The organism is Ignavibacteria bacterium (assembly GCA_015709655.1).
In the GTDB taxonomy this organism is placed as follows: domain Bacteria; phylum Bacteroidota; class Ignavibacteria; order Kapaibacteriales; family Kapaibacteriaceae; genus OLB6.
Genome location: CP054181.1, coordinates 348,737 through 375,243, shown reverse-complemented (window position 1 = coordinate 375,243; position 26,507 = coordinate 348,737). Strand labels below are relative to the sequence as shown.

Genomic DNA, 26,507 nt, shown 5'->3' with positions numbered 1-26,507 from the left:
GAGGGAAGATTCAGCTCCGGACTATCTGCTTTTCCATTTGATCGAACAACCGATTGACGGGAACTGGTCGCCCGAGACCGGCTGTCCATTGAGAAGACTGCTGATAGCATCGTACATATCGGCACCCGTTACAGGCATGCCGTTGCCCGGTGTACTGGCGTCAAACCGACCTCGATATACGCACCGGTTCTCGGCATCAAAAATGTAGAGATCCGGGGTACACTCCGCCTGAAATGCTCGTGCTACGGCCTGTGATTCGTCAACGAGGTACGGAAACCGGAAGCCATGCGCCGTGGCAAATTCCTTCATCTTCTCCGGCGAATCATCGGGATATTGTACGCTGTCATTTGAACATACGGCAATAACCCGTATGCCGCTTTTTTGTGCCAAATGCGCAAAACGTACAAATTCGGAGATAATATGGTGAACGTACGGACAGTGGTTGCAGATAAAGGCAACAACAGTAGCCACAGCGGGCTTGTCCGGCAGCGACACAATGCCTTCGCATAGTACATCGTACAATGCAAATTCCGGCATTTTTGTGCCAAGAGGCATCATTGAAGAGGTAGCAGCCATACCGGAAAAATACACACATACGTGCCACCGGCAACATCTGAATTTACTCCGTGTCGTGGCTGCTTGTGCCATTTTTGAATTCGGCTGACCAGCAAATCTGTTGTACAACTGAAAAACTGAACCACACGAACATCACACAGGAGATACCGATTCTATGACTCGCGATTATTACTACACAGTTGATACCAATGGAAACCTCTGGCTGGATTCTGTGCTGCAGGATGACCCAAACTTCCTTGATTACTTTTTTCGCAGAATTGCGCCGGTTGCAACGGACCACTATCCCGACTTCCCGTATGTGTCACGATGCGGAAATGAAATGAACTACGTGCGGCCTGCTGATACACCAATTGTCTTTAATCGCTTTGATGGAACAAAGCTGTATTACGCCGGATCCCTGAATGTGATGTTCCGGCCTGACAAACTATACTACACCGGTGATGGCGTGCTGTACCACGCTGCCCCTGTTGGCGGTGTTGGAAGGCTGGTCCCGCAGATTGCAATGGACCTTGCAGGAAATATCGAACCCTGGGGACCATGGTATGCATACCGGAAGAACGACCGCTGCGTTGTTCCAATTCTGCGCCTGGATCAGGCAGATAACTACACTGTGCTCTGGCCTAAGGATGAAAGTCAGTGCATTGCCTGCGGTGGCAACAATCCCCACGGATTTGGTCTGACGTTTTTTTTCGATACGTATGCCGGAGAGGTGTTTAGCTTCGTGCGCCCTACTGTTCGGATGCAGGGTTCACTGAATATTGTCCACGGCGGATTCGTGTCGCTCCTGCTTGACGAAACCATGGGCAAGTGTTTAAGCGTTCAGGGTGTACGGGCACCCACGGCACAGCTGAACGTGAGGTTCCATAAGCCTATGCTGATTGGCACCGAGTACAGACTACGTGCCAGAATCACTGAACAACGCGGACGTAAAAATCTGGTTCACGGGGAAATACGACTGGGCGATGATCCGTCGGTACTTATAGCAGAGGCATCAGCCTTGTTCATTACTCTACAAAATTAGCATTGTGAATCAGAATAGTATCCTTGTCTTTTCAGTTGTTGTTGGTCTGATTTTCGTGGTTGCGGACGTTTACGTGCTGTATTCGTTCCGGCAGTTCATTCGTAAACAGTCATACAGTCCGTGGTGGTATCGCTGCATGTGGATGTTGTCGGCGGTTGCCCTGGCAATGTACGTAGTTGTAGCCTGGCGCCGACACCTGTTCAGGATTGACGGAATTGATCTGAAGCTGTTCATGGCTGTTTCCCTATGGTATGTACCGAAGTTACCTGTTGCGCTGGTCATCGGAATAGTTTCCATGGTACGCGGACTTCGGAAGCTGCTCAGGTCAAAGGAAACTCAGGTTGTACCAGATAAGAAGCGGGAAGACATGGTTCTTATTAGCCGGCGCAAGCTGCTTGGCAGCACAGCATGGGGGATGGCTTCGGTACCGTTTGCTGTTATGGCCAATGGTATGATCAGAACTGTTTACGACTTTACAGTTGTTCATCACGATCTTGTTCTGAACTCACTACCTCCCGGCCTGATTGGTTATAAGATTGTTCAGATCAGTGATATTCATGCAGGGTCGTTCCTAAGCAGCGATCCGTTCCAGGAAGTACGTCGAATCGTTGATTCAATCAATCCGAATTTGGTTGTGATCACCGGGGACTTCGTGAACGCCGTACCCGATGAACTGTTGATTGTACAGCAGGCACTGAAGAAAATGGCTGCCAATTTCCCGGTATATGCTACTCTTGGGAATCATGATCATTACAATACGGCTGATGATCACGCCAGGCTTATTCAACGTATTCGAGGCTACGGCATTGACCTCCTGAATAACGAGCACCGGCTGATTGGTGAGGGGGCTGACCGCTTCGTGCTTGCCGGCATCGATAACGTTGGGTTCAGACAGAACTACGGCAATATCGGACGGGCATTACAAGGCGTACCTCCTGATTCACTAACGATGCTGCTGGCACATGATCCTACCTTCTGGGATAAAGCCGTAGTTGGTAAGCAGCCAGTTGATGTTATGCTGAGCGGGCATACTCACGGTGGTCAGGTGGCACTCAACGTTATGGGGTTCACCGTGTCACCGGCAAATTTCGTCTATGAACAGGTTGCTGGTCTGTACAAAAAAGGGAATCAGCTTCTCTATGTAAACAGTGGCATCGGAACAGTAGGCCCGCCGGTGCGGATTGGCGTGCCACCGGAAATAACGGTGTTTACACTGAAATCAGCGTTGAAGATGTCATCAGCAAATGCATAAATTTGCTTACTATGTGTGCAGGTAGGTAATTGCTGTGGAAACCAGCATGCGTACGCCCAGCTCCAAAGCCCCTTCATCCGGATTAAACTGCGGATGGTGTAAGCCAGGCATCTCGTCCTGATGGTGCGGACGTACTCCAAGCATCCAGAAACATGACGGGATTTGCAGAGCATAGTATGCAAAGTCTTCAGCCCACATTTTGGGTTCAAACTCTCGGACATGGTGTTCACCTACAAGGTGCAGTGCTGTAGAGCGTGCCAGCTGAGTAGCAGTCGGATGATTTACTAATGCAGGATAACCGCGGTTAATGTCAATTTCCCCCTCGCACCCGTACAGCCGGCAGTATTCACGTGTATGGTGCTCCAGCAATGCCCACGCCTCGTGGCGCCATTCCTGACTAAAGGACCGCAGTGTTCCAAGCATGGATACGGTTTCTGGTATTACGTTAAAGGCAGTGCCACCATGGATTGATGTTACGGTGAGCACTGTTTGATACAGCGGATTTCGGAAACGGGCAAACACTCCCTGAAGGTGATGAACCAGTCCGGCTGCCGCATACAACGGGTCAGCAGATTTATGTGGCTGTGCAGCATGGGCTCCGCGACCTCGCACCGTCCAGGTAAGCTCATCGGCTGAAGCCATCATGGCACCGTCTGCAAATGACAATACGCCTGCCGGTGAGTCCGGATCGGCATGCTGGGCAAACATCATCTCAGGTCGTGGATTATCCAAGCCACCCTCGGCAAGGATAAGGCTTGCACCTCCGGGAGTTTTCTCTTCACCGGGCTGGAACACCAGAACAACAGTTCCGGGAAGCGTCTGCTCCAGCCCCTTTAATACACGAGCTGCTCCAAGCAACATGGCAGTGTGCATGTCATGTCCGCATGCATGCATCACTCCATCGGTCTCCGACGCAAAATCAAGTCCTGTGGCTTCGGTAATTGGCAATGCATCGATATCTGCTCTGAGGCCAACGCACTTTGGACCGCTGCCGATATAGGCAATGGTGCCTGTTTCGGCAATCGGCCTAAAGGGAATTTCAAGGGTTTCAAGGCGTTTACGGATATAGTCGGCTGTCTTGAATTCCTGAAAACTCAGTTCAGGGTGTTGGTGCAGAATTCGTCGGGTTTGCTGCAGCTCGTACACTACATCGGGAGTGATACTGCCGGCAACCATGGAACTGAACGAGACCGAACTACGAATCATAGAGTGCATCTCCTTGTAAGCGGATACTTGTGATTACGGGGCCATCGTGTTCGATGGTCACATGTAGCAGACGCCTGCTTGGCGGTCTGAGCGTAACGGAGTCCGAGGTACGCCCCTGTCGCCACAACGCTATTGCTGAAGCCACGGCACCCGTTCCGCATGCACCGGTAATTGCTTCAACACCCCGTTCAAACGTAGCGATGTTTACAATGTTGTCGTCGTCAACCTCGATCAGGTTTACATTAACGCCACGCGGAAAGAACTCATGGCGGCGCAGAGCTTTTGTCAGTGTTTCCGCACCAAACTCGGTCATACTCACCACAACATGGTCGCTCCCATTATCAACGTAGTACACGGTAACGGGGATATCCCGCAGAGCACCTGGCGAGAATACGTGTTCTGATACCGGTGGGGGGAGTTTAATAGTAATCGTGGGGCTGCCGTCAGGCACTGCATCGATAGCTGCCATGTATTGGCGTGAATTAAGCGTAAACGGCAGCCAGGTATTGTTTACGCGGGTGTCCATATCGCAGGCAAATCGAACAGCACATCGGGCACCATTGCCACAGAGCATTCCGCCCGAGCCGTCAGGATTGTAAAACACGCAACTAAATGAATCAAGGTCGGGCTGAACAACAATCACGCCTTCAACGGCGGCCCCGTCAGCCCGGCGGTACAGGCTGAGCAGTTGCGGGATGCGTTCGCCGGCGGTATCGGTAGTGAGTCCGTCCCGCAGGGCCACCGTGGACGTTGCAACAAGGAAGGTGTTGCCGGCACCCGACATGTGGTTCCAGGAATCAGGATTTGGTGAGTTCATTGTTGGTAGGGCGCCATAGCGCTGAGATAAAACAAATACCGTTATACAGTTTGCAGGTGTTCAATGAGAGCCGCGTGAATGTGTCCGTTCGTTGCAACGATGCTGTTATCCGAAAGCACGAAGGGGATTCCGTCGTAATGGGTAACCGTTCCGCCTGCTTCCGTTACCAGGAGGACGCCGGCTGCCATATCCCATGTATTCAGTCTGGCTTCCCAGAAGCCGTCGAATCGTCCGGCGGCAGTGTAGGCCAGGTCGAGAGCCGCCGACCCCAGACGCCGGATGGGAATGCCCATGCGCAGGACAGCAGATAGCTGTTCGATGCAGTTCAGCGGATCGTCGGCAACATTGTATGGGAAGCCGGTAACCAACATACTCTCAGGCAGCGTGGTTGTGTCTGATACCCGGATCGGAGTTCCATTTAGCATAGCCCCCTTACCCCTTACCGCAGTGAACAATTCATGGACTATTGGCTGGTGTATAACGCCCAGCGAAATATGACCATCAATAACCGCAGCAATACTCACGCAGAAAATCGGTATTCCATGGGCAAAATTCACCGTTCCGTCAAGCGGGTCAACAACCCAGGTACATGAGTTCCGGGCATTGCTGCCTGACCCTTCCTCGCCAATGAAGCCGCTTCCGGGAACCAGGTTTGAGAGCTCGGTAAACAGGAACTCTTCCACGCGCACATCATACTCGGTGACAAGGTTGTGCACTCCCTGCTTGTTGCGTACCGAAAATGCTGTCCCAAAGCCATCACTCAGGATCTTGCCCGCCTTTTTGATGATCGCCTCTACGGATGAAGTCAGTGTCTGTTCCATGCGTTGCAAAGCTACAGTGCTCCGGCCTTCATAACATCATTGGTACTAAAATCACGTATTTTTGCACCTTCATGAAGCAGAATCGTATTTCAGCTCTTATCGTAATCTTGTTTATTGGTGTTGTCTCGTTCGCCAGTGCACAAAGGGGCTCTACCTTTACCAAGCCGAGATTTATTCCCAAGGGTCCGTATGAATACGACACCACCAATACCGAAAAAGGTATAAAGCTGGCTGAATCGTCGGTTGGACTTCTAACGCGAGAAGTTAATCCCAAGGAGTACCGGATTGGTGCCGGTGATGTGGTAAGCATCTCAATCGGGACGATTTCACCACTCCATTACTCCATTGCAGTCAGCTCAGAAGGTAACCTGGTGATACCGGGTGTTGCCGTTATCAATGTTAAAGATGTAACGCTTGACAGTGCCAAGAAGGCGGTTCGTGAGGCAGCCGGTAAAATTTACGCCGGAGCCTCCGTTGATGTGTCGCTGCAACGTCTCAGGCAGTTTAAGGTGTACGTCCTTGGTGCTGTTGCCATGCCATCGGTTGTTGTTGCTACGCCGGCCGACCATGTTTTTGATGTTATTGAACGTGCCGGAGGTATTCTTGATACCGGTGCAATCCGAGGCATTATGCTCATTCGAGAGGGAACCAGTGAGCCGGAGTACGTAGACTTGCAGCGGTTCCTTGCCTATGGGTACAGTGAAGCCAACCCCACCGTGCAGGGAGGGGACAGAATTGTTGTACCGCTGCGTAATACAAAGGACGTGATCAGTATTTCAGGCGAAGTGGTGGCGCAGGGCGAGTATCTGTATATGCCCGGTGACTCTCTGTCAACACTGATACGAATGGCCGGCGGGCTTCTGGCATCGGCACGCCTGGACTCAGTTGTGGTGGTACGGATGCGTCCGCAAGGCCAGGACTACGACGAAATTTATCTTGATCTTACACAGTGGCGCGACCTGCAGTTCAGTGACACCTCTCTTCCCGGCGATATCGCACTCCATACCGGTGACAGGGTGTACGTACGGGCAATCCCGAAGTGGAACGAACGGGCAGAGGTTGTGGTTGACGGTGAAGTGGTGTATCCCGGTCGATTTGCCATTATTCCCAACGTAACGCGGCTGACTGACGTGATCCGGATGGCAGGGGGCTTTACAGAACAAGCCTCACTTGAAGACGCCGTGGTTATCCGCGTGAGCGAAATGAAGATAGAGGATAAGGAATATGAGCGTCTTAAACCACTCCCGCCATCGGAAATGAGCAAGGGTGAACTTCAGTACTATCGTACCAAGAGCCGGGAAGTGAAAGGTGTGATGTCTGTTAGCTTCCCCGATCTTTTCCTTCGCGGGAACCATGATAATGACCCTGTGATGCGAAATCATGACAGTATTCTGGTTCCCATCCGAAATGTTTATATCAATGTTTCGGGGTCTGTTCGCCGTCCAGGCCGGATTATGTATCAGCCAGGTCTAAAGTATCTGGACTATATTAATCTGGCAGGGGGCTATGGTTTCAGAGCAGATATGGACGCAACGCTGGTTATCAAGGTAAAAGGTGATCAGTTTCCGGCAGACTCGGAAAACTACACGCTTGAACCCGGTGATAATATTCTGGTACTGGATGAACCGGAAATTAAGTTTATTGACGTCTTTACCCAGGCATTGACGATAGCTGCTCAGTTAGTAACGATTGTTGGTGTTGTACTTACCATTGTAAGGCTGCAGTAAGATGGCATCAATCAAACCTGACAACTCATTGGCTTCAGCGTATAGAGCATCATTCTGTTTATACTGGCGTGTTTGCGCCGTTGCTGTTGGCGTTGTATTACTGGTTACGCTTTTTGTTCCGTACCGTTACAGATCGTACACCTCGATTATGCCGTCGGACGAAAAGGAAACCACCACCGGCTTGTCTGCCTTGCTGCAGTCCAGCCCGTTAAGTCTTGGTTCGATGAGTGGCAGCTCAAAGCAGTCGCTGGTTTATGCGGAGCTTCTACAGTCACGATCGCTGGTAGAAAAGGTGGTGGACAGTTTAAAGCTCACGGACAGTGAACTGTTCGCCGGACTTACCCGTGACGAGATTGTGGAGAACATCCAGGACCACATGGATGTTGAAACCAGAAAAACGGGCAGTGTTGTTATTACGGTGGAAGTGGCTTCGGCCTGGCTTCCGCTTTTAAATGGTACCGCCGAGCAGGCCCGTGAAGCATCGGCACGGATTGCAAATGCAGCGCGCCAGGTGCTTGACAAACTGAACCGGGATCGGGCCACGACGAAGGCACGGACAACCCGTGCGTACATCGAGCGTGTTCTTGCCCGGACGAAGCTGGAGATTGACTCCCTGCAAGGGAAGAAACAGGAATTTCAAACTGAAAACAAGGTAATAGCTCTTGACGAGCAGATGGTAGCATTGGTTAATAACGCTGTTACAATCGGAACTGAGTTGGCAACGGCTGAACTCGAATTGTCGTTGGCAAAGCAGGACTTTGCGCGAAATTCTCCGCAAATTGAATATCTGGAAAAGAAAATCTCGACACTGAAGAGCCAATATGACAAAGTTCAGAAGGGAGGCTTGGTGCAGGGAGATGAGTTTTCGATTCCGTTCAACAAGGTTCCTGCCTTAACACGAACCTATACCAATCTGCTACGTGACCTGAAGATAAAGGAACAGATTAATGTGTACCTTGAAACGCAGCGTATGGAGCAGGTTATTCAGGAGGCGCGTGATATCCCGAGTTTGGTAGTCCTGGATGTTGCCGTACCGCCCAAGAAGCGATCGTCGCCGCCAAGGCTCCTGGCCGTAATTGTAACAATGCTTCTTGTTACCCTTGGCTTTGTGATTGCCGTTCCCGTGAAAAACAGTCTTACGGTGCAGCGAGACCAATAGCACCGATCCATTATTAATTCCTGCCTACCCCAGAAACTTGTTTGCTTCCTGACGGATCGCGTCGGCAAGTTTTTTTACATGTAAATTCGATGACTGTTCGGACAGTGGAACGTAGCGTTCCAGCGTGTTTCGCAGGTACACCAGCGGATTGCGTTTCAGGTTAAAGCTCAGGCATCGGATATTGTCAAGTCGTGCGGCAAGTTTGATGGTCAGGCAGTCATCGCTGGCCGTACGCAGTCTTTCTACAAATTCCAGGTCAACCTTGTCGGGGTCAAGAGTCGCGCGATTAAGGTCCTTAGTCAGGGTTTCAACAACGTATGCAACATATCCGCCGAAATTGTATTCAAGGACTCCACGGGTGATGGTGTCACTATCTTCCAGAACATCATGCAGGAAGGCCGAGATCAGCATGTCTTCGTCAAACAATCCCAGCTCGTCCATTAAAATCAGGGCCGTACGGGCACAGTGATTAAAGTATGCCGTCCCGTCATTACGGGTTTGGTGTTCATGAACGCTACGCGCCATTTCGTATGCGTCCAGGACCCTGTTGGTAGCAAGCAGTCTGCCGCGTTCAGTTAAACGGGCAGCGAGCTCGTGAATGCTTAGCCCCTTTTGATTATATGATTGATGTTCCGGCCTTAGCATAGTGTTGCACTTGACGTACGGCAAAATAACCGTTTCTTGACTTATTTGCACTATTGATCGGTTGCAGCAATCAACTCGCGTGCGCTCTGCAATGCTGTTTCGGTAACAGTGGTACCGCTCAGTAAGCGGGCTACTTCAACCTCGGCGTCGCTGCCGTGAATTGATTCTGCAGTTACAGTTGTCTCCACAGTACCTTCGTGTTTTGATACCCGAATCAGGTTATGTGCAAGCGATGCGATCTGAGGCAGGTGAGTGATACAGATCATTTGGGTTGTTGCGGACAGTTGTCGTATAAGGTGACCTACGTGGCGTGCAACCTTGCCGCTGATACCGGTATCAATCTCGTCAAACACGATGGTGCCAACGGCCTGACTGCCGGCGAGCGCCGATTTTAACGCCAGCATGTATCGCGACAGTTCACCGCCTGATGCGGTGCGGCGTATGGGTTTGGGCTGCTCTGTAGCCGTAGGTGCCAGCAGGAATTCAACTGTGTCGCTTCCACTTCGGCCAAGTGCCGACTCCGTGAGGGATACGGTAGCAGTGGCAGAGGTCATTCCCATTTGTTGTACCATTGTGGTGAGGATGGCCGATAGTTTCCTTGCTGCTTTCTGCCGCGATGTACTCAGTTTTTTTGCAGCCCGGGCTGCTTCGGCCAACTTCTCACGATAGAGAACATTTGCATCGGCAAGCTGCTGATCTACGTCTGCAAGCACCTCAAGCTTTGATTCGGCTTCCTGCAGCAATGCAAGTGCCTCCGGTACAGAGCCGTACCGCCGGACCAGACGTTGCAGTACTGCCAAGCGGTTTCGCTGCTGTTCGATAAGAGCAGGGTTAAGTTCAAGACCCTCCACAATGTCGGAAAGTAAACCAGCTGTTTCCCTGCAGCTGGTGAGAGCCGATTGCAATTCGGGCATCATTTCGGCAATGCGAGTATCGAAGTCACTCAGCCGCGTAAGATGTTCGATAGCGGTGTGCAGCGATGATGCAGCCGAGCCGGCATCCCCGTCAAGGGCTTCTTTTGCACCGGCAGCAAGGCTGACGATGTGTTCTCTGTGTTCGAGTTTGTTTAAAACTGCTTCAAGTTCTTCGGTTTCTCCTGGTACGGGAGCTATAGCACCAATGTGCTCGATAATTTCGGTACAGCTCAAACGAACTCTGTCGGCATCCTGCTTGAGCTGCTCCAGCCCGGCAACACTACGCTTTGCGGATTGCGCTGCTTCCCAAGCCACATACATTGACTCTAACAATGCTTCGTGCAGTGCAAACTCATCCAGGATGCTGGTATGGTGCTGAGGGCTGAGCAAACCCTGGGTATCGTGCTGACCATGAAACTCCATCACGATGTTGCCAAATGCTCGCATGACCGCGGCCTGCACAGGAGTATCATTGATAAAACACCGTGATGAGGTTGCGGTAATTTCACGGCGTGTAATAACCGATTCTCCCTGTGAATCGAGTTCGTTGTTGCGCAGAAATTCTTCAACAACCGGAAATGTGCCAACCCGAAACACTGCTTCAACAACAGCTTTCTTCTGTCCTACTCGCACAGTATCGGGCGATGTCCGTTCACCCAGTGCGCAGAGCAGTGCGTCAATAATGATGCTTTTTCCCGCACCTGTTTCACCGATAAAGGCCGTAAAGCCGGCCGAAAACTCCAACTCGATATGGTCAATAAGAGCAAAGTTGCGTACGGAAAGACTCTGAAGCATAACGCAACATATTTAAATGCGGGTTATTCTGCGCTGAAACAGCTTGATTGCACCATAAATGATACCGGCGAACAATACAAAGCCAACAATGGGATGGGTTTCCTGTCCAATAACGATAGCAGAAATTGTCAGCACAAACGTACAAACCGTTAACAATGAAATCCACACAGCAGCCATAGTATTCTCAGGGAGTTGGTTGAGTAGTACAAATTACGGGATCACACAGATACTGCGAATATCGCTGATTAAACGTTGCAAGCATCTCCGGAGTAAGTTTTACCTGGAGAGTTGTTCCGTTCTCATCGTCGGTACGCAATAAAACCTCTGAATCGCGGTACAACTTTGCAATATAGGCAGCATCGGAATATGGGATGCAGACGGTGCGGGTAACGCTGAGTGTGTCTGCAACGCGCTGAATCGCATCAGTAAGTGCATCCAGGTTAAATCCCGTTAGTGCCGACGTAAAGACGGCATCGGGGTATGAAGCCTGCAGGTCCATGAGCGCATACGGATCAGTTATGCAGTCAATTTTATTGAATACCAAAATCGTGGGATGATGAGTGATGCCAATATTTTTTAACGTTTCGTTTACTACCATGATATGGTCAGCAGAATGGCCCGCAGCAGCGTCCACCACATGGATGATGATGTCAGATTCAATCGCTTCTGCCAGGGTGGTCCTGAACGAAGCTACCAACTGCGGGGGCAGCTTCCGGATAAAGCCAACAGTATCCGATAGCAGGACTCTTTTACCTGACGGGAGGTCAAGGGACCGCACCGTGGTGTCGAGCGTTGCAAACAATCTGTCTTCTACCAGCACATCAGCATTGGTTAACGCACGCATCAGCGAGCTTTTCCCGGCATTGGTATAACCCACCAGTGCACACCGAGTGATGTTTTCACGCCCCTTACGCTGGACGGACCGTTGGACGTTGATCTGTGCCAGCTTTTCCTTCAGGCGTTGTATCCTGGTCCGAAACATGCGCCTGTCGGTTTCAATCTGGGTTTCACCCGGACCCTTGGTGCCAACGCCACCGTACTGTTTGGACAGGTGCGTCCACATCCGTGTAAGGCGTGGCATCAGGTATTCGAGCTGGGCCAGCTCTACCTGTGTTCTGCTTTCAAGGCTTCTGGCGTGCGAAGCAAAGATGTCCAAGATCACCCCGGTACGGTCGAGGATTTTAACATTCAGCTCCTTCTCCAGATTCCGTACCTGTACGGGTGACAGCTCGTCGTCGAACACAACCATCTGCACGTTTTCATCGTCAATCAGACCTCGCAGTTCTTCCAGCTTACCCTTTCCGATGCATGTTGCACCGTCAGGCCTGTCGCGTTCCTGATACATCCGTAGTGCAACATCGGCACCCGCCGTGTCGAGCAGTAGTTCAAGCTCGTCAAGATGCTCCGAAACCACGTCGGGATCAGCCCCTTTCCGTACCACGGCAATAATGATGGCACGTTCGCGGGGAGCATTTCCAATATCGTGAAGAATTGCAGTCATAGCCTGGAGTGAGCAAACCTACCAAACCGACCGTAGTTTTGGATGTGTTGCGAATGAATCATAGTGTGCTTTTCTGCTGTTTTGTTGTTGTTATCGTCAGCCTTTGCCATCCGGCATTAGCCCAGCGCGAACCAATCATCCTTGAGTATGCCGACAGCTTGGTTGGCTCGGGTGGCCCCGGTTACGGTATTCGGGAGTTTTGGGGAAATGTACGGTTCCGACACGGAAATGTGACGGTTTCGTGTGATCATGCCATTCATAACCCGGCCTTGAATAGCGTGATGCTTAGGGGCAGAGCCGTTATCCGGCAGCAGGATTTGCGTATCGAAGCTCCTGAAGCAAAATATGACGGGAATACTTCAATAGCCACGGCATGGGGCGGTATTGCCGTTTTTGATGGTAACCGTACCATCCGGTCACGCTCCGGTGACTATGCAATGAAGTCAACCATTGGTGTGTTTCGTGATAGCGTAGTGGCGTGGAATGACAGTGGTGTTGTGTGGTCTGACATTGCCTGGTTAAACAGGAGTACAAACCGCACCACAGCATCCGGACACGTTGTCCTCATCGATACCGTATCACGCTTTATTGCCTGTGCCGACAGTCTGGACAATAACCTGCAGGCGCAATATTCACGGCTGATAGGGAATTCAACGGCATGGACATGGAAGGAAGGGGGCTCTGACACCATGCAGATTGATGCTGACACCTTAAACCGATCCATGGCTGACAACAGGATAACGGCCCGCGGACGAGCGTCAATACTGGGGGCATCGGTGGCAGCACGAGGGAATTCAATTACTTATGCCGCAGCCGATTCTGTAATCACAATCGAACATGACCCTGTAATCTGGGCAGACAGCTCACAACTGTATGCGCACATCATTACGCTGCATATACTGCAGCAACATCTTGACCGTGTGGTTGGTTCCGGTGAGGCTTTCCTTGTTAGCAGGACGGACACGCTACGACCAGACCGGTATAATCAGGTTGCCAGTGACTACATCACGTTGCTCTTTACGGATGCTGAACTCCGTGAGCTTATTGCCGTTGGCAATGCCCGCTCGATAACCTTTGGAGGCGAACAGGAAAACGGTGATGGAGTAGCATTGTTCCAGGCAGACACAATAAAGGCCTATACCCGGGATAACGAACTCAGTGATGTTTTCTGGCTGGGCGCTGTTGAAGGTGAACACCATCCTGAACCGGTGATACAGCAGAAACCTGAACCCTACCGCTTGAATGATTTTCGCTGGCGTACCGATGTTCCCGTGCCCAAGCCCCTTCCCAGACCCATTCTTGAGCTCAAGCACCGCAGGATCACAGGTACACCACCATTGCTGAACGGTACTGCCGCAGAGAGAAAATAAAATTGCGGGGATCGGTAACCTAAATAGCATACTTATGGTTATCATGCTATTATTGCCATTACTGAATAAACAGGAACTGCATGTGATTTGGCGGTATTGGGGAAGTTTCGTTCTACTGTGGTGCTGTCTGCAGGTGGCTGTGGCGTCGGCACAAGTTGAGCGTGTACTGCCACGTAAAAATGCGGGGACTCTGGAGGGAACGTCGTTCGTTGTTGGTTTTTTACAGAACGAAGTACTCCTGAACACAACAGCCCCCCTGCTGAAGATATTTGTCAGCTCCCAATACGATGCCAAGGTAACGATTACGTATCCGACGGGTTTCGTGGAAACTCTGTTTGTGAAAGCCTTTGGTGTGGGCTCGGTTACACTTCCGTTTATGTACGAGAACGTTGCGAGTGAATCTCCACAACGGCTTGGTATTTTCATTTCCAGCGACGTACCAATCGTGGTGTACGCCTTAAATACCCGGGCTGCATCTACCGATACCTACACGGCAATACCAATTAAGAGCTTGGGTAAGAACTACTATTCGGTATGCCAGCCCAATGACCGGTACTCAAACGCCTACATCGACCCGTCACTGGCTGCCATCCGGACCGGCGAATTCATGGTCATTGCCACCGAAGACAATACCACTGTTGAAATTACGCCCGCTCAGATGACCGAACTGGGTCGGCAGGCAAGAAAACCCTTTACCGTTACCCTAAACAAGTCAGAATGCTATCTGGTGAAAGGGAAGCCAACGCCGCTCGGAACCGGTGACCTTAGTGGCAGCAGGGTGAAAGCAGACAAGCCTGTTGCTATGCTATCCGGTCACGTTAGGGCAAGCATCCCTACGGTTGAAACCAACAGCAAGGACCATCTTGTTGAAATGCTGCCACCCGTAGAAGTCTGGAATAGCGAATACGTAGCACAGCCGTTTTCAGTCGTGCGGGGTACCAATCTGGTGCGGCTTATTGCGGGCACCGATGACGTTGACGTAACAGTAACAACATCGAAGCGGACGTTTAGCCAGAAGCTGGCACTGGCTGGTGACTGGGTGGACATTACGCTGGACGAACCCACATACTACGCCAGCAGTAAGCCATTCCTGGCAGTACAGTTTATGCCCAGTAAACAGGAACTGCTTACCCAGCCTGAAACTGCAAACGGCGATCCGGCCATGGTTGTGCTGCCGGCGGTTGGACAGTACCTGAGCAGAGCAACGTTCCGTTTTCCGGAACTCATTACACAAACCGGTATCGAAAACCAGCAGTTTCATTATTACGTAAACATTGTTGCCGAACCTGAAGCACTGGCTACTCTGAGGATTGACACACGTCTGGTTACTGAAATCGAACCGATGATACAGTGGCAGACCGTGCCGGGAACATCATTTCACTGGGCCAATATCAGACTCCCGATGGGAACCTACACCATGTCGTCGGATGAAGGACGCTTTGGTGCCATAATGTACGGTATGTCGTACGCCGACTCGTACGCCAATATTTTGGGTGCGTTGTACGATAAGGAGCCACAGGATGAGCTGACACCGCCCCAATATGCCTTACAGGTTGAATGCGGTACCCTTCGCGGATCGGTGACCGACGTGGGAAAAAAGTTCGGTCCAAAGCTTACTGAAGTTAAGGTGCAGACTGACCGATGCGTAAACTATTCCTGGGCTCTGAGTCCGCCAACCGATGACACTGGAACAACACCGATCGACGCCTGGGTTCAAGATCCGTGGAAAGACGGTCGGTTTGTGGTTCATGCGTACGACAGTTTGGGAAACGGTAAGGAATGGCTGTTTGACTACGAAGCTCCCTCATTTATCCTGCCGGACAGTATTCTGGTCGAGGCAAGACAAAAACCAATTGACTGTGTTCGGGTGCCGATTATCAATCCCGACTCTACAAAACAAGTTATAAAAAACATTGTTATTGCTGGTGACCCTGCGCTGGCAATCCGTACCAATTACGTATGGCCTGACACAGTTCACGGACCCGACACCCTGTGGGTGGAAGTGTGTTACCAGGGTAGTGTTGCCGGTCATTCAGCAGCAGCCCGCTTGATTGTTGAGTTTGACTGTTCATTAAAAAAGGAGATCCCTGTTACAGGATACCCCTTGGCTGACGTTCAGGCTTCAGGCCACAACTTTGGCTCTGTGCGCATAGGAGATACAAGCTGTGCCAGGGTGGCAATTGTAAACCCCGGAGCTGTTGACATAGTTGTAACCGGCTATCTGCCCGGGCAGCCAGCAGGCGATTTTACCATTGACACAGCCGGTGTATTTCCGGCAACCATTGCGCCCGGTGACACCCTTTGGCTACGTGCCTGCTTTACGCCTTTGCGCGGAGGTATGGCCCAGCGTACCGATACAGCCCTTGTACAAGACCTTCCAAAGCAAACCATAACCGTTATTGGAAAGGGCACAAGGCCACGTGTTCCGCCCATTATTGTTGATTTTGGGAAAGTTGGTGTTGGCACTCAGGCAGATACGACCGTCATGCTTATGAACACGGGCGACGCAACCTGCCGGGTCCATGCCGTGCTGGATTCAGCCGCAACTGGCTTTAGCTTCCCCGGACTACAACTGCCGGCCTTCCTGAACCCGTCGGCCGCACAACCGTTGCTCATCCGGTTTCAGCCCCTACGAGGCGGACTGTATCGTGACTCAATTCCATTGCAGGTTAACTGGAACGGTCATGAAGCCACCTATATCCTTGTTATGGGTGAAGGCGTCGGCCCGGAAATAACCACATACAATGTTGACCTGGGAACGATTACCATAAACACCGTCAAGGATACTACAGTAACAGTGCTTGTTGCCGCAGGAACAGCACCGTTAATAGTAACATCAGTTAATATCGTTAGCTCAGGTACCAGTGATATCTATCCCAATTTCCCTCCGTATCCAGGAACATATCAGCCGGGTGAACGTCAGGCCATCTATGTTGAGTTCCGCCCAACCCGTACCGGTTATCACGAACAGATTTTCGAAGTACGGAGTAATGGTTTTGCAACCCCAGGAACGCCAAGTCCGAACATCAAAATTTACGGTGTGGCAGTTGACCCGCAGGTGGTTGAATTGCAGGGACAGCTTGATGCAAACCAATCGATTGAAGCCTGTACCAATGATACCGTAGCCGTGCGTGTGACCAATACCGGGACCCAGCCTGTACAGGTGCAATCGTTCCGGGCTACACTTGACGGTGATGTACTTGTGGATACTTCATACGCAGGGTACGTAATTCTCCCCGGAGCCAAGGATACCATTGCCATACCGCTGGTTGTTTCAGCAGACAATGCAGGTTTGCTTGCTTATACGCTCATGTATGACGGCGGGAGGGTACTGGCAGACACTCAGTTGTTAACCATTTATGCGGTGCCCCCTACGGTTGATCTGTTCATACCCAAGAACGTCAGTCCCGGTCAGAGCACACCCGTTACGATTAAAATCCAATCATCAGTTGTTAGAAGTCTTGCAGAGCCCCTTACTGTTACCGTGAAATACGAAGCAGACAAGTGGCAGACCGCAACGGCGACCGTAACTGCAGACATTACAGATGTAAGCGGTATCAGGCAGGTCACTGTGCCTGTGATCGACTCAAACAGTACACTCCGGCTGGAAGTTCCTGACAGCGTGCTATCGCCCTATACCGTAACAATTGAGCTTAAGGGGCAGACGCTCTGGAGCAATCCCGCACCGTATGGGTTTGCAGTATCCGCCGAAGCCAATCACTGTGCCGATGCAAAACAACAAGGCATAGCCGCAACAATAAACGTTTGTGCCGGGTCGCTACGAATGGTGCGCATCGGGGCGCTCGGGCAGGCAGTTATTCAGCTGGACGAACATCCGGTACAAAATGAGCTCCGCCTGAACATTGATGCATCAAAAACAATGATAATTGGCCTGGATCTCGTAGATTTACATGGAGTTCGAACACCACTTGTTTACAATTTGGCGTTGGAAAAAGGAAAACATCATTGTATATTTTCAGTTGCCCGACAGACAAGTGGTTTGTATGGCTTAGTTTTGAAGCACGAGGTTGGGGAAACGATGCTCCCAATCTTGATTGTTAAATAACATCACGGAAGTTCACATGAGAATTTTTTGGGGTACTGTTTTAGTTCTGGTAACTCTTACCACAACGGCCTGGGCGCAGAACGAGCTGGCAAATCCGCTTATACCTGCTAAATCTAAACCGCGTATTTATATAGGACCGGTAGCAGGGGTAAACAGGTCTATGCACGCCTCCGGTTTTCAGTCAGTTGCTGGAGATGTATTGTGTCCGGACTTTACGCACGGTTCAGGAAACGGTTACTACTTTGGGCTTAGCGCCGAGTACCTCCTGGGCTCCCCGAAAGATAGTAAGTCATCGATTATTGCCCGTGTTGTTTACAGCTACTTACCGGCGTATTACGAAGAGCAGGGCGACAATCTCCCGTCACTCTCTCCCGACGGACAGGTTGTAAATTCATCGGTGCGGCACGTAGCTGAAATCAACTATACCGTTGTTGACTTGGAGGCGATTTACAAGCTGAACCTGTTTAATTCCAATTTTGGGATTGTTGTTGGTCCCACGGTTGGCATGGTTCTCAGTGCAGACAGGGAACAGCGTATGGAGTTGGTAGAACCGATTACTAGCGTATTTGATTCATCCCTGTTTAATCCCGGTGATGTGGAGTACATCAATAATGGCCGGGCTATTATTACCGGTCGGGATGATATTCCGGATAAGTCGTCAATCCGCGTAGCTGTTAAGGCCGGAGCACAGTATGAACTGCCAATTGGCCGATTACTGCTGGTTCCCTGCATCTACTACAATTTTGGTATTACCGAGGTAAGTCCGTCGGCCAACCTTCGCATTAATGCACTCCAGGCAGGCATTGATCTGCGATTTGCTATCTAGTAGTTGGAGCATTTGTGGTCACCATGGCGGTCAGCGTACGTTTTGGGTAAAACCAGGACCGACGGGTGTTTTTTGTGTACTGCAGCCTGCTGTGACCAACCATCAGTGGAAAATCTTGTTATTGGTGTAACAACGCACACTGTAGCGATGTTGAACCGATATCCCTACAATGCTGGTCACCTTTTGATTGCCCCGCGACAGCACTGTGCCAACATAGCAGACCTGGAGTCAGAAGCCGCAGCCGACCTCATGAGCATGCTTCAGTCCTGTGTGCAGGCAATTCAAAGTTCAATGCATCCTCATGCTGTGAACATCGGAGCAAATCTGGGCAAGGATGCCGGCGCCGGAGTACCGGATCATCTGCATTTTCATATCGTTCCCCGTTGGCATGCTGATACGAATTTTATGACGGTGCTGTCAGAAACCAGGGTTATCAACGAATCGCTAGCCCAAACCTGGGCTATACTGCACGAGGCTTGGGAAAACGGCAACCGCCGTATCGAGCCGTAGGCGGCCCTCCCAGTTGTTCGTTTATGGCAAAAGGAATTGCACCACGACGCAGGTTTAGCCAGAATTTTCTGACAGATGTGCGCGTTGCTCAGCGCATTGTGTCGGAGCTTACTATCACGCCCGATGACACGGTTATCGAAATTGGTCCGGGAACGGGTGCCCTTACAAAGTGGCTGGCAGCCTCACCCGCTAAACGGATAATAGCGATTGATGCCGATGAACGTGCGATTGAGCATTGCAGCCGGCAACCCTGGGTTACGCCACGTTGTATGTTCATACAGGCAGACGTACGTTTGGTAAACCTGGCTGACCTGCTGTCAGGAGAAAAGGCTGTCCTGGTGGGAAATCTGCCGTATAACATCACATCTGAACTGGTTTTCTGGATCCTTGATAACCAGGAGCACCTGACCCGTGCCGTCATCATGGTTCAGCTTGAAGTGGCCCGCCGCCTTGTAGCGCCAGAAGGAAGCAAGGAGTATGGAATTCAGAGTGTGGCAGTAAGGCAGGGGGCTAAGCCAAATCTGCTGTTTACCGTTAAACCCGGATCTTTTTTTCCAGCACCATCCGTTCAGTCTGCCGTTGTTCGATTCCTGCTCCATCCTCATCCTCTTCCCGATTCTCTTATTCCCGGGTTTCGAGAATTTGTTCGGGCGGCATTTAGTATGCGACGAAAGCTTGCTTCAAATACTCTTAAACACTGGCTGGCTATCCAAAATATCAAACAAGATCTCCAACGCGATGTAATTAAAGAGTTTAGGCTTTCTGAGAGGCGTCCGGAAACAATCTCTCCAGTTGAGTATATCAAGATTTTTTGTCGGCTCGTGGGGGTATCTTTAAACACATAAAACAGGTCTTCCGGCTGTCAGGAGAGTGGTATTCTTGCCAGGCTGTGTAACAAGGACCGTAGACTTGAGAAAAATAACTTTTTTATAAACTGTAACTAAATACCTTTACCATGTAGTTTATTGTGGGATACAGAAAGGAAAAACGCTGATCAAGGTATCAAGGATTTTGTTGGGGGAATTGAGTGATACAACGGCAACCGAGTTAAATGGAATTTTCAACAAGTACTTGAAAAATGTGTACGTACGGATTATTCGTGTACATTAGCAACTAGAATACTATCGAGTATACCACAGGTTGTAAACAAAGTAATAAGCATCTGCATTTTCATAATACGTGGAAAAATTTTCATGGTTTTATTTGTAACCACAATACGGGTATTTCTGATTGCCCTTATAACTACAACCGCCGGACTCCGGGTGGCTGCACAGGTTCAAGATTCAGTGAAGGAAAGTAGTCCGCTTATACCTGTTAAATCTCAATCGCGTATTTATGTTGGACCGGTAGCAGGGGGAAACAGGTCAATGTACGCCTCCGGTATTAAGTCAGTTGCTGGAGCTGTATTGTGTCCGGGCTTTACGCACGGTTCAGGGAACGGATACTACGTTGGGCTTAGCGCCGAGTACCTCCTGGGCTCCCCGAAAGATAGTAAGTCATCGATTATTGCCCGTGTTGTTTACAACTACTTACCGGCGTATTACGAAGAGAAGGGCGACAATCTCCCGTCACTCTCTCCCGACGGACAGGATGTAAATTCATCGGTGCGCCACGTAGCTGAAATCAAATATACCGTTGTTGACTTGGAGGCGATTTACAAGCTGAACCTGTTTAATTCCAATTTTGGGATTGTTGTTGGCCCCACGGTTGGCATGGTTCTCAGTGCAGACAGGGAAGAGGGTATGGAGCTGGTAGAACCGATTACTAGCGTATTTGATTCATCCCTGTTTAATCCCGGTGATGTGGAGTACATCAATAATGGCCGGGCTATTATTACCGGTCGGGATGATATTCCGGATAAGTCGTCAATCCGAGTAGCTGTTAAAGCCGGAGTACAGTATGAACTGCCGATTGGCCGATTACTGCTGGTTCCCTGCATCTACTACAATTATGGCATTACCGAGGTAGGTCCGTCTGCCAACATTCGCATTGATGCACTCCAGGCAGGCATTGATCTGCGTTTTGTACTTTAGCGGTTGGAGCATTTGTGGTTACCATGGCGGTCAGCGTACGTTTTGGGTAAAACCAGGACCGACGGGTGTTTTTTATGTACTGCAGCCTGCTGTGACCAACCATCAGTGGAAAATCGTGTTATTGGCGTAACAACGCACACTGTAGCGATGTTGAACTGCTATCCCTACAATGCGGGTCGTCTGTTCGATTGTTGCTTCATCCTCATCCTCTTCCCAATTCTCTTATTCCCGGGTTCCGTGAATTTGTTCGGGCGGCATTTAGTATGCGACGAAAGCTTGCTTCAAATACTCTTAAACACTGGCCGGCTATCCAAAATATCAAGCAAGATGTCCAACTCGATGTAATTAAAGAGTTTAGGCTTTCGGATAGGCGTCCAGAAACAATCTCTCCGGCTGACTATATCAAGATTTTTAGCCGGCTCCTGGGGGTATCTTTAAACTCATAACGCAGGTCTTCCGGCTGTCAGGAGAGTGGTACTCTTGCTCAGGTTGTGTAACAAGGTCCACAGGTATGAGAAAAAAAAACAACTTTTTTCAAAAAAACTGTAACCGAATACCTTTACCGTAGTTAAAGTTAAATAGGGTACAGGAAGTAAAAAACAATGATTAAGTTATCCAGTATTTTGTTGGGGGAATAAAGTGAAACAACGGCAACCGAGCTAAATAGAATTTTCAACAAGTACTTGAAAAATGTGTACGTAAGCATTTTTCGTGTATATTAATAACTGGATTACAAACGAGTGTAATACAGGTTGTAAACAAAGTAATAAACATCTTCATTTTCACAATACGTGGAGAAACATCCATGAAATTTTTTGTAATCACAATACGGGTATTTCTGATTGCCCTTATTGCTACAACCGCCGGACTCCAGGTGGCAGCCCAGGTACAAGATCAAGTGAAGGAAACCAAGGGGACGATGGGGCTGGTAGAAGGCAGGCGTTACATGGTGGCATTCCCTCAGGTATGGGCCAGTCCATCTGAGAAACCAACACCAACGCCTATGCTTCTGTATATTTCATCCAAGGTGAAGGCAACGGTCACTGTTTCCACTCCGTCGGAAATTAATTCTGCGGTTCGGATACAGCGTACAATTACGCTTAAGCCGAACGAAGTGTACAAGCTTTCGATTCCGATATCACTGATGAGTGAACAGAGTGAGATGCGGACCGGATACGGTATTCAGGTGGTTGGTGACAAGCCGATTTCGGTATATACATACCAGGCCTGGAACGGTAACGGTGAATTAGCCCGTCATCTGCCGATTGAAGCATGGGGTAAGAATTATTACACCATGAACTTCTATCAGGACAAGTATGCAACCGGTTATGAAAAGATGCGTCCAAGCCAGATTCTGGTTATTGCCGCATACGACAACACAATTGTAAATTATACGCCCACCTGGGATACCGAAGGTGGCATGGAAACCCCATCGGTTCCGGCAAACTCATCACAACAGATAGTTTTAAACCGTGGTGATACATATTTGATTAAAGCACGTGTTGTTCCTGAACTTACCAAGGAATTTAAGTCAGACCTCAGTGGAACCTGGATTCGTGCAACCCGTCCGGTAGGTGTTATCTCGGGTCACACCAAGGTAGCAATTATGCGTTATCCTGACGTATTACCGCCAACCGGTATGTATGCAACCGAAGCACACTTTGTGCGGAACAACGTACATGATGCCATGCTGCCGTTTGAAATGGCAGGGACGAAGTTTGTTACAATCCCCTGTATGTACACCTCGACCCGTGTAACCGGCAAGGCTGCATCTGATATCGGGATTGATGATGACCGTGGTGATGTTATCCGCGTGATTGCACTTGAAGATGGAACCACAATTTCTGCAATGCGCCAGGATGGTTCCGGACTGATGAAGAAATGGCTGATAAACCGTGGTGAAACCCGTCTGGAAACCGCACTTGAAGTTGCAACCTATTGGGAAAGTGATAAGCCGATCCTGATGGGACAGTATGGAAAGTCGTACGCTAAAGTACTTCCACCTGCGATTCAGCAAAAAGGTGATGCCACACAGGGTCACCCGACTGTAGAAAGCGGTATGCCCATGTTGCAGTACATTCCGTCAGTTGACCGCTGGGCCAACTACGGCGTGTTCTCTTCTCCTGAAGGAATGGATAACTTCTTTAACATCGTGTTTAAAACAACCGATCTTGGCAATATTAAAGTTGACGGGCGCGCTCTGGCTTCGGCTTTCGGCGGTGCAATGCGTCCGCTCCAGGGAACCGAATACTCCTATATCCGTACCCCGATTGCCGTCGGTGATCACGTTGTTGAAAGTGTTAATGACAATGTTAAATGGGCTGCATGGACCTATGGCTCACTTGACGGTTTAGAGCAAGGTCGTGCATATGGCACACCGATCACTGTTGACCTGGCCATTGCCTGCGACGATTCACTTGCAGTAACCGAAAAGCTCCTCTGCGGTGATGTTGATGGTGTAGGAAAAATCCTTCCTGAAGGTATCACCTGCGGTTCGATTTTTGCCGTGTATGCTGATAACCTAGTGAACTATGAATTCATTGAAGACCCAGAATTTTCTTCCGGCGATAAAGAAGTTAAATTCACACTTAAGGTTATTGATAAAACAAAGGATGCTTCCGGTACGGTTCGCGTTGTTTCCCGCTCTGGTAAATACGTAGAAAAAACCTATACCTATGTATCTGACAAGTTTGACTTCTCACCAAAGAAAATTGACTTCGGGACGATACCGTTCAATACCCCTGCATGCAAAGATGTTACAATTCGTAACCTCAGACTGGATGCTCCGCTCACGGTTGTTGATCTGCGGACAAAGTACTTCCCGGGCGTTTACAGCATTTCACCAAAATCGTTTGTGATTCCGCCAGGCGGCGAACAAGTGGTTAACATTTGTGCCACCATAACGGATACCCGAGAAAAACTGGACACCTTGCTGGTTAAACTTGAATGCTACGAGGCTCCAGCTACAGAGCTACGTGTTCGTGGTGATGAACCTACGATTTTTGTTACCGACCAAACATGGGTTAACGTTCCGTCAAGCCATCCGGGTATTCCGAAGGAAGTTGAAATTATTAACGGTGGTAAGGTTGATCTGATTATCACAGGCTACGATGAAGCCCTGGTCGCCAGCCAGAACCACTTCTTCAACTTTGAAACAAAGCAAGGCGCTCCGCTCAAATCGGTCTTCCCACTCACACTGACAACGGGTCAGCGGTATGCGTTTAATGTTACCTATTCGCCACAAGGTGATGCCGTCAGTCAGCACACCCTTGACGTACCGTTCTTCTCGAACGCCCTGGTTGTTGACTCGATTGCAGTTCTCAAAGGTAATGGCGTAACAACTGATATTTATGCAACAGCAACGCCTTGGAATGTTCGTGTTCTGGATAATGTACAGAGCAACCAGGGAATCACTCAGTACACTCAGGAAGTTTCCTTCTCGAACGCAGGCTCACAAGCCGTAACGTTTGATCAACCGTATATCGAAGGTCCGGATGCTGCATCGTTCAAGATCGTTGACAACGGTAATACGGGTGGCTTCCCGATTCAGTTGATTGGATCAAACCAAAATCAGAAAGAACGCTATATCACGATTGCATTTGTTCCAACCGAACAGGCAAACCGTGGTGCCGAACGCAACAATTACGCTGCAACCCTGGTATTCCCCAATAGCAGCAGTAACAGCAAGTATGAAGTAGCACTGAATGGAATTGCATGGCAGCCACACGTAAAGGGTGCCGATCATGACTACGGTTCGTTCCAGGCCGGCGATCCGGTGGCTACCGCAACAATTACGCTGGTAAATGAGAACTATCAGGATGTAACCAACCCAACATCGGGCGATACAAAGGGTACACATGCCGTTACCATCACCGGTATTCGTCTTCTTGACCCAGCAGCTGGATTCGTGGTTGACTACGGTCCAACACCAGCAACACCGTTCATCCTTCAGCCGGGTGAAACACGCGACATTACCGTTAGCTTTAACCCGGCACTGGCAGGAACGTTTACGACCAACTACGAAGTTCTCACACAACCGTCAGATATGACTGATGGAGCAGCTCCATATACTCCGTCCTACAAACTCACGGCTGTAGTTGCCGGAGGCGACTTTACCGTACAAGGCAGCAATGCCGAACAGTATGTGTTTAACGCTAAAGACATGACGATTACAATTCGCCATACCGAAGCAACAACACGTCGCTTTAACATTGCTACGCCTTCCGGTCTTGATGGCTCACGCTTTACGGTTGCCGAGCAATATATTGATGTACCTCCGGGTGTTACCGGAACTGTTCATGTTACCTTTATCCCTGATTACATCACCAAGCTGCGCAATGGTCAAGATCCGTCGTACCTGCAGTCACCAAAGGCACAAAGCCAAGGTCTGAAACTGCGCGGAAATGCGTTCTCGACTGACGTTGAAATCACGGATGCCGTTAATGGTAAGAAACAGGTTGCCACATTAACAGGTGATGGTCTGTTCCTTGAAACAACAAACTTTGTTGGCACTACGTACCAGGTATCAGTAGCAAAATCAATTGATATTCCGATCGAACTGAAAGCCGTACCGGAAGCCCTTGATGTTGCAAACCTTACTGAACTGCGCATCAGGATTTCCTACGATGCCAACATCGTTCGTCCGCGCCTGAATGCAATCATTACCGATGGTACGCAACTGCAGGGTGGCCGAGTCCTTACCGCAACCCAGGTTCTGCCCAATATGATTGAGCTGGATATCGAAACGGCTCAGCCGATTACAAGCGCCGGCGGACCACTCTTCAAGCTTACCTTTGACTCGTACCTTGGTAAGAGCGCAGATCCGGCAAATCCGTTTATCTCGCCAATTAACATTTACACCTATCCTGTAGACTTCAACAACTCAGATGGCGTTGGCAAGAGTGATCAGTATGTGCTCTTCCACGATGAACCGGGTAAGTTGGAAGTTCTGCAAGACTGCGCCAAGAACCTGCGTCTGGTACAACTGTCATCGGCACGCTTCTCAATCAAACCGATTGCCCCCAACCCAGTTAGCGGTTCGGCAGTCATTAACTACTCGATTGGCTTGCCGGGTGCCACACGCATCGCTCTCTATAATGCGTCAGGTGTCCATGTTATGGATCTTGTAAACGAAAATCTTGCCGCCGGTGAATATGAACTCACACTTGATGTTACGGCACTTCCCGCCGGCACATACTTCTATCGTGTGATTTCCGGACCATATATCAGCGATGACCAAGTGCTGACTGTAGTGCGGTAAATAAGCAT

General features: G+C 49.9%; 19 protein-coding genes. 11 read left to right on the top strand and 8 right to left on the bottom strand.

Annotated elements, in window-relative coordinates; all coding sequences use genetic code 11:
• Positions 1-21: 21 nt before the first annotated feature.
• Entirely contained in the window at positions 22-576 is a 555-nt protein-coding gene (locus tag HRU79_01510) for a thioredoxin family protein (GenBank protein ID QOJ25393.1), read from the bottom strand.
• Positions 577-730: 154 nt separating this feature from the next.
• On the opposite strand from HRU79_01510, the gene HRU79_01505 reads away from it, so the two are divergent.
• Both HRU79_01505 and HRU79_01500 read left to right on the top strand, forming a co-directional pair.
• On the top strand, positions 731-1,597 hold the full coding sequence (locus tag HRU79_01505; protein ID QOJ25392.1) for a DUF4505 family protein: 867 nt from the start codon (positions 731-733) through the stop codon (positions 1,595-1,597).
• A 4-nt stretch (positions 1,598-1,601) separates the two neighbouring features.
• On the top strand, positions 1,602-2,849 hold the full coding sequence (locus HRU79_01500) for a metallophosphoesterase (GenBank protein QOJ25391.1): 1,248 nt from the start codon (positions 1,602-1,604) through the stop codon (positions 2,847-2,849).
• Between the two features lie 9 nt (positions 2,850-2,858).
• On the opposite strand, the gene HRU79_01495 is transcribed toward HRU79_01500, so the two are convergent.
• Genes HRU79_01495 through HRU79_01485 form a run of 3 tightly spaced genes read right to left on the bottom strand, consistent with a single transcriptional unit; the run spans position 2,859 to position 5,693 of the window.
• Entirely contained in the window at positions 2,859-4,055 is a 1,197-nt protein-coding gene (locus tag HRU79_01495) for an amidohydrolase (GenBank protein QOJ25390.1), read from the bottom strand.
• Positions 4,045-4,872, bottom strand: coding sequence for a diaminopimelate epimerase (dapF, locus tag HRU79_01490; protein ID QOJ25389.1), 828 nt, complete (start codon positions 4,870-4,872; stop codon positions 4,045-4,047). Before dapF ends, HRU79_01495 begins: the two co-directional genes overlap by 11 nt.
• A gap of 41 nt (positions 4,873-4,913) precedes the next feature.
• Positions 4,914-5,693: an inositol monophosphatase gene (locus HRU79_01485; protein ID QOJ25388.1), complete on the bottom strand. Its 780-nt coding sequence runs from the start codon at positions 5,691-5,693 to the stop codon at positions 4,914-4,916.
• Between the two features lie 71 nt (positions 5,694-5,764).
• Here HRU79_01485 and HRU79_01480 point away from each other — a divergent pair, with 71 nt between their 5' ends.
• Positions 5,765-7,420, top strand: coding sequence for an SLBB domain-containing protein (locus HRU79_01480; GenBank protein ID QOJ25387.1), 1,656 nt, complete (start codon positions 5,765-5,767; stop codon positions 7,418-7,420).
• A gap of 1 nt (position 7,421) precedes the next feature.
• Positions 7,422-8,579 (top strand): hypothetical protein, encoded by a 1,158-nt coding sequence (locus HRU79_01475; GenBank protein QOJ25386.1) that lies wholly within the window; start codon positions 7,422-7,424, stop codon positions 8,577-8,579.
• A 24-nt stretch (positions 8,580-8,603) separates the two neighbouring features.
• On the opposite strand, the gene HRU79_01470 is transcribed toward HRU79_01475, so the two are convergent.
• The 4 genes from HRU79_01470 to hflX are packed head-to-tail and all read right to left on the bottom strand — an operon-like array spanning position 8,604 to position 12,434.
• A complete protein-coding gene (locus HRU79_01470) occupies positions 8,604-9,224 on the bottom strand; it encodes an HD domain-containing protein (protein ID QOJ25385.1) in 621 nt (206 codons plus the stop codon).
• A gap of 50 nt (positions 9,225-9,274) precedes the next feature.
• Positions 9,275-10,933 carry a DNA repair protein RecN gene (gene recN / locus HRU79_01465; GenBank protein QOJ25384.1) on the bottom strand — a complete coding sequence of 553 codons (1,659 nt, stop codon included), beginning with the start codon at positions 10,931-10,933 and terminating at the stop codon, positions 9,275-9,277.
• 12 nt (positions 10,934-10,945) lie between these two features.
• On the bottom strand, positions 10,946-11,110 hold the full coding sequence (locus HRU79_01460) for a hypothetical protein (GenBank protein QOJ25383.1): 165 nt from the start codon (positions 11,108-11,110) through the stop codon (positions 10,946-10,948).
• A gap of 7 nt (positions 11,111-11,117) precedes the next feature.
• A complete protein-coding gene (gene hflX / locus HRU79_01455) occupies positions 11,118-12,434 on the bottom strand; it encodes a GTPase HflX (protein QOJ25382.1) in 1,317 nt (438 codons plus the stop codon).
• 53 nt (positions 12,435-12,487) lie between these two features.
• Here hflX and HRU79_01450 point away from each other — a divergent pair, with 53 nt between their 5' ends.
• The 7 genes from HRU79_01450 to HRU79_01420 all read left to right on the top strand — a co-directional run bounded on the left by HRU79_01450 (position 12,488) and on the right by HRU79_01420 (position 26,499).
• The gene (locus tag HRU79_01450; GenBank protein ID QOJ25381.1) at positions 12,488-13,804 is read left to right on the top strand and encodes a hypothetical protein; all 1,317 of its coding nucleotides are present in this window, start codon (positions 12,488-12,490) and stop codon (positions 13,802-13,804) included.
• A 34-nt stretch (positions 13,805-13,838) separates the two neighbouring features.
• The gene (locus HRU79_01445) at positions 13,839-17,870 is read left to right on the top strand and encodes a choice-of-anchor D domain-containing protein (protein ID QOJ25380.1); all 4,032 of its coding nucleotides are present in this window, start codon (positions 13,839-13,841) and stop codon (positions 17,868-17,870) included.
• Positions 17,871-17,886: 16 nt separating this feature from the next.
• Positions 17,887-18,696, top strand: a complete 810-nt coding sequence (locus HRU79_01440; GenBank protein QOJ25379.1) for a hypothetical protein — start codon at positions 17,887-17,889, stop codon at positions 18,694-18,696.
• Between the two features lie 3 nt (positions 18,697-18,699).
• Positions 18,700-19,206, top strand: a complete 507-nt coding sequence (locus tag HRU79_01435) for an HIT domain-containing protein (protein ID QOJ25378.1) — start codon at positions 18,700-18,702, stop codon at positions 19,204-19,206.
• Between the two features lie 23 nt (positions 19,207-19,229).
• The gene (rsmA, locus tag HRU79_01430) at positions 19,230-20,051 is read left to right on the top strand and encodes a ribosomal RNA small subunit methyltransferase A (protein QOJ25377.1); all 822 of its coding nucleotides are present in this window, start codon (positions 19,230-19,232) and stop codon (positions 20,049-20,051) included.
• 348 nt (positions 20,052-20,399) lie between these two features.
• A complete protein-coding gene (locus HRU79_01425) occupies positions 20,400-21,239 on the top strand; it encodes a hypothetical protein (GenBank protein QOJ25376.1) in 840 nt (279 codons plus the stop codon).
• A gap of 805 nt (positions 21,240-22,044) precedes the next feature.
• Positions 22,045-26,499, top strand: a complete 4,455-nt coding sequence (locus tag HRU79_01420; GenBank protein ID QOJ25375.1) for a T9SS type A sorting domain-containing protein — start codon at positions 22,045-22,047, stop codon at positions 26,497-26,499.
• The last annotated feature ends 8 nt before the right edge of the window (positions 26,500-26,507 follow it).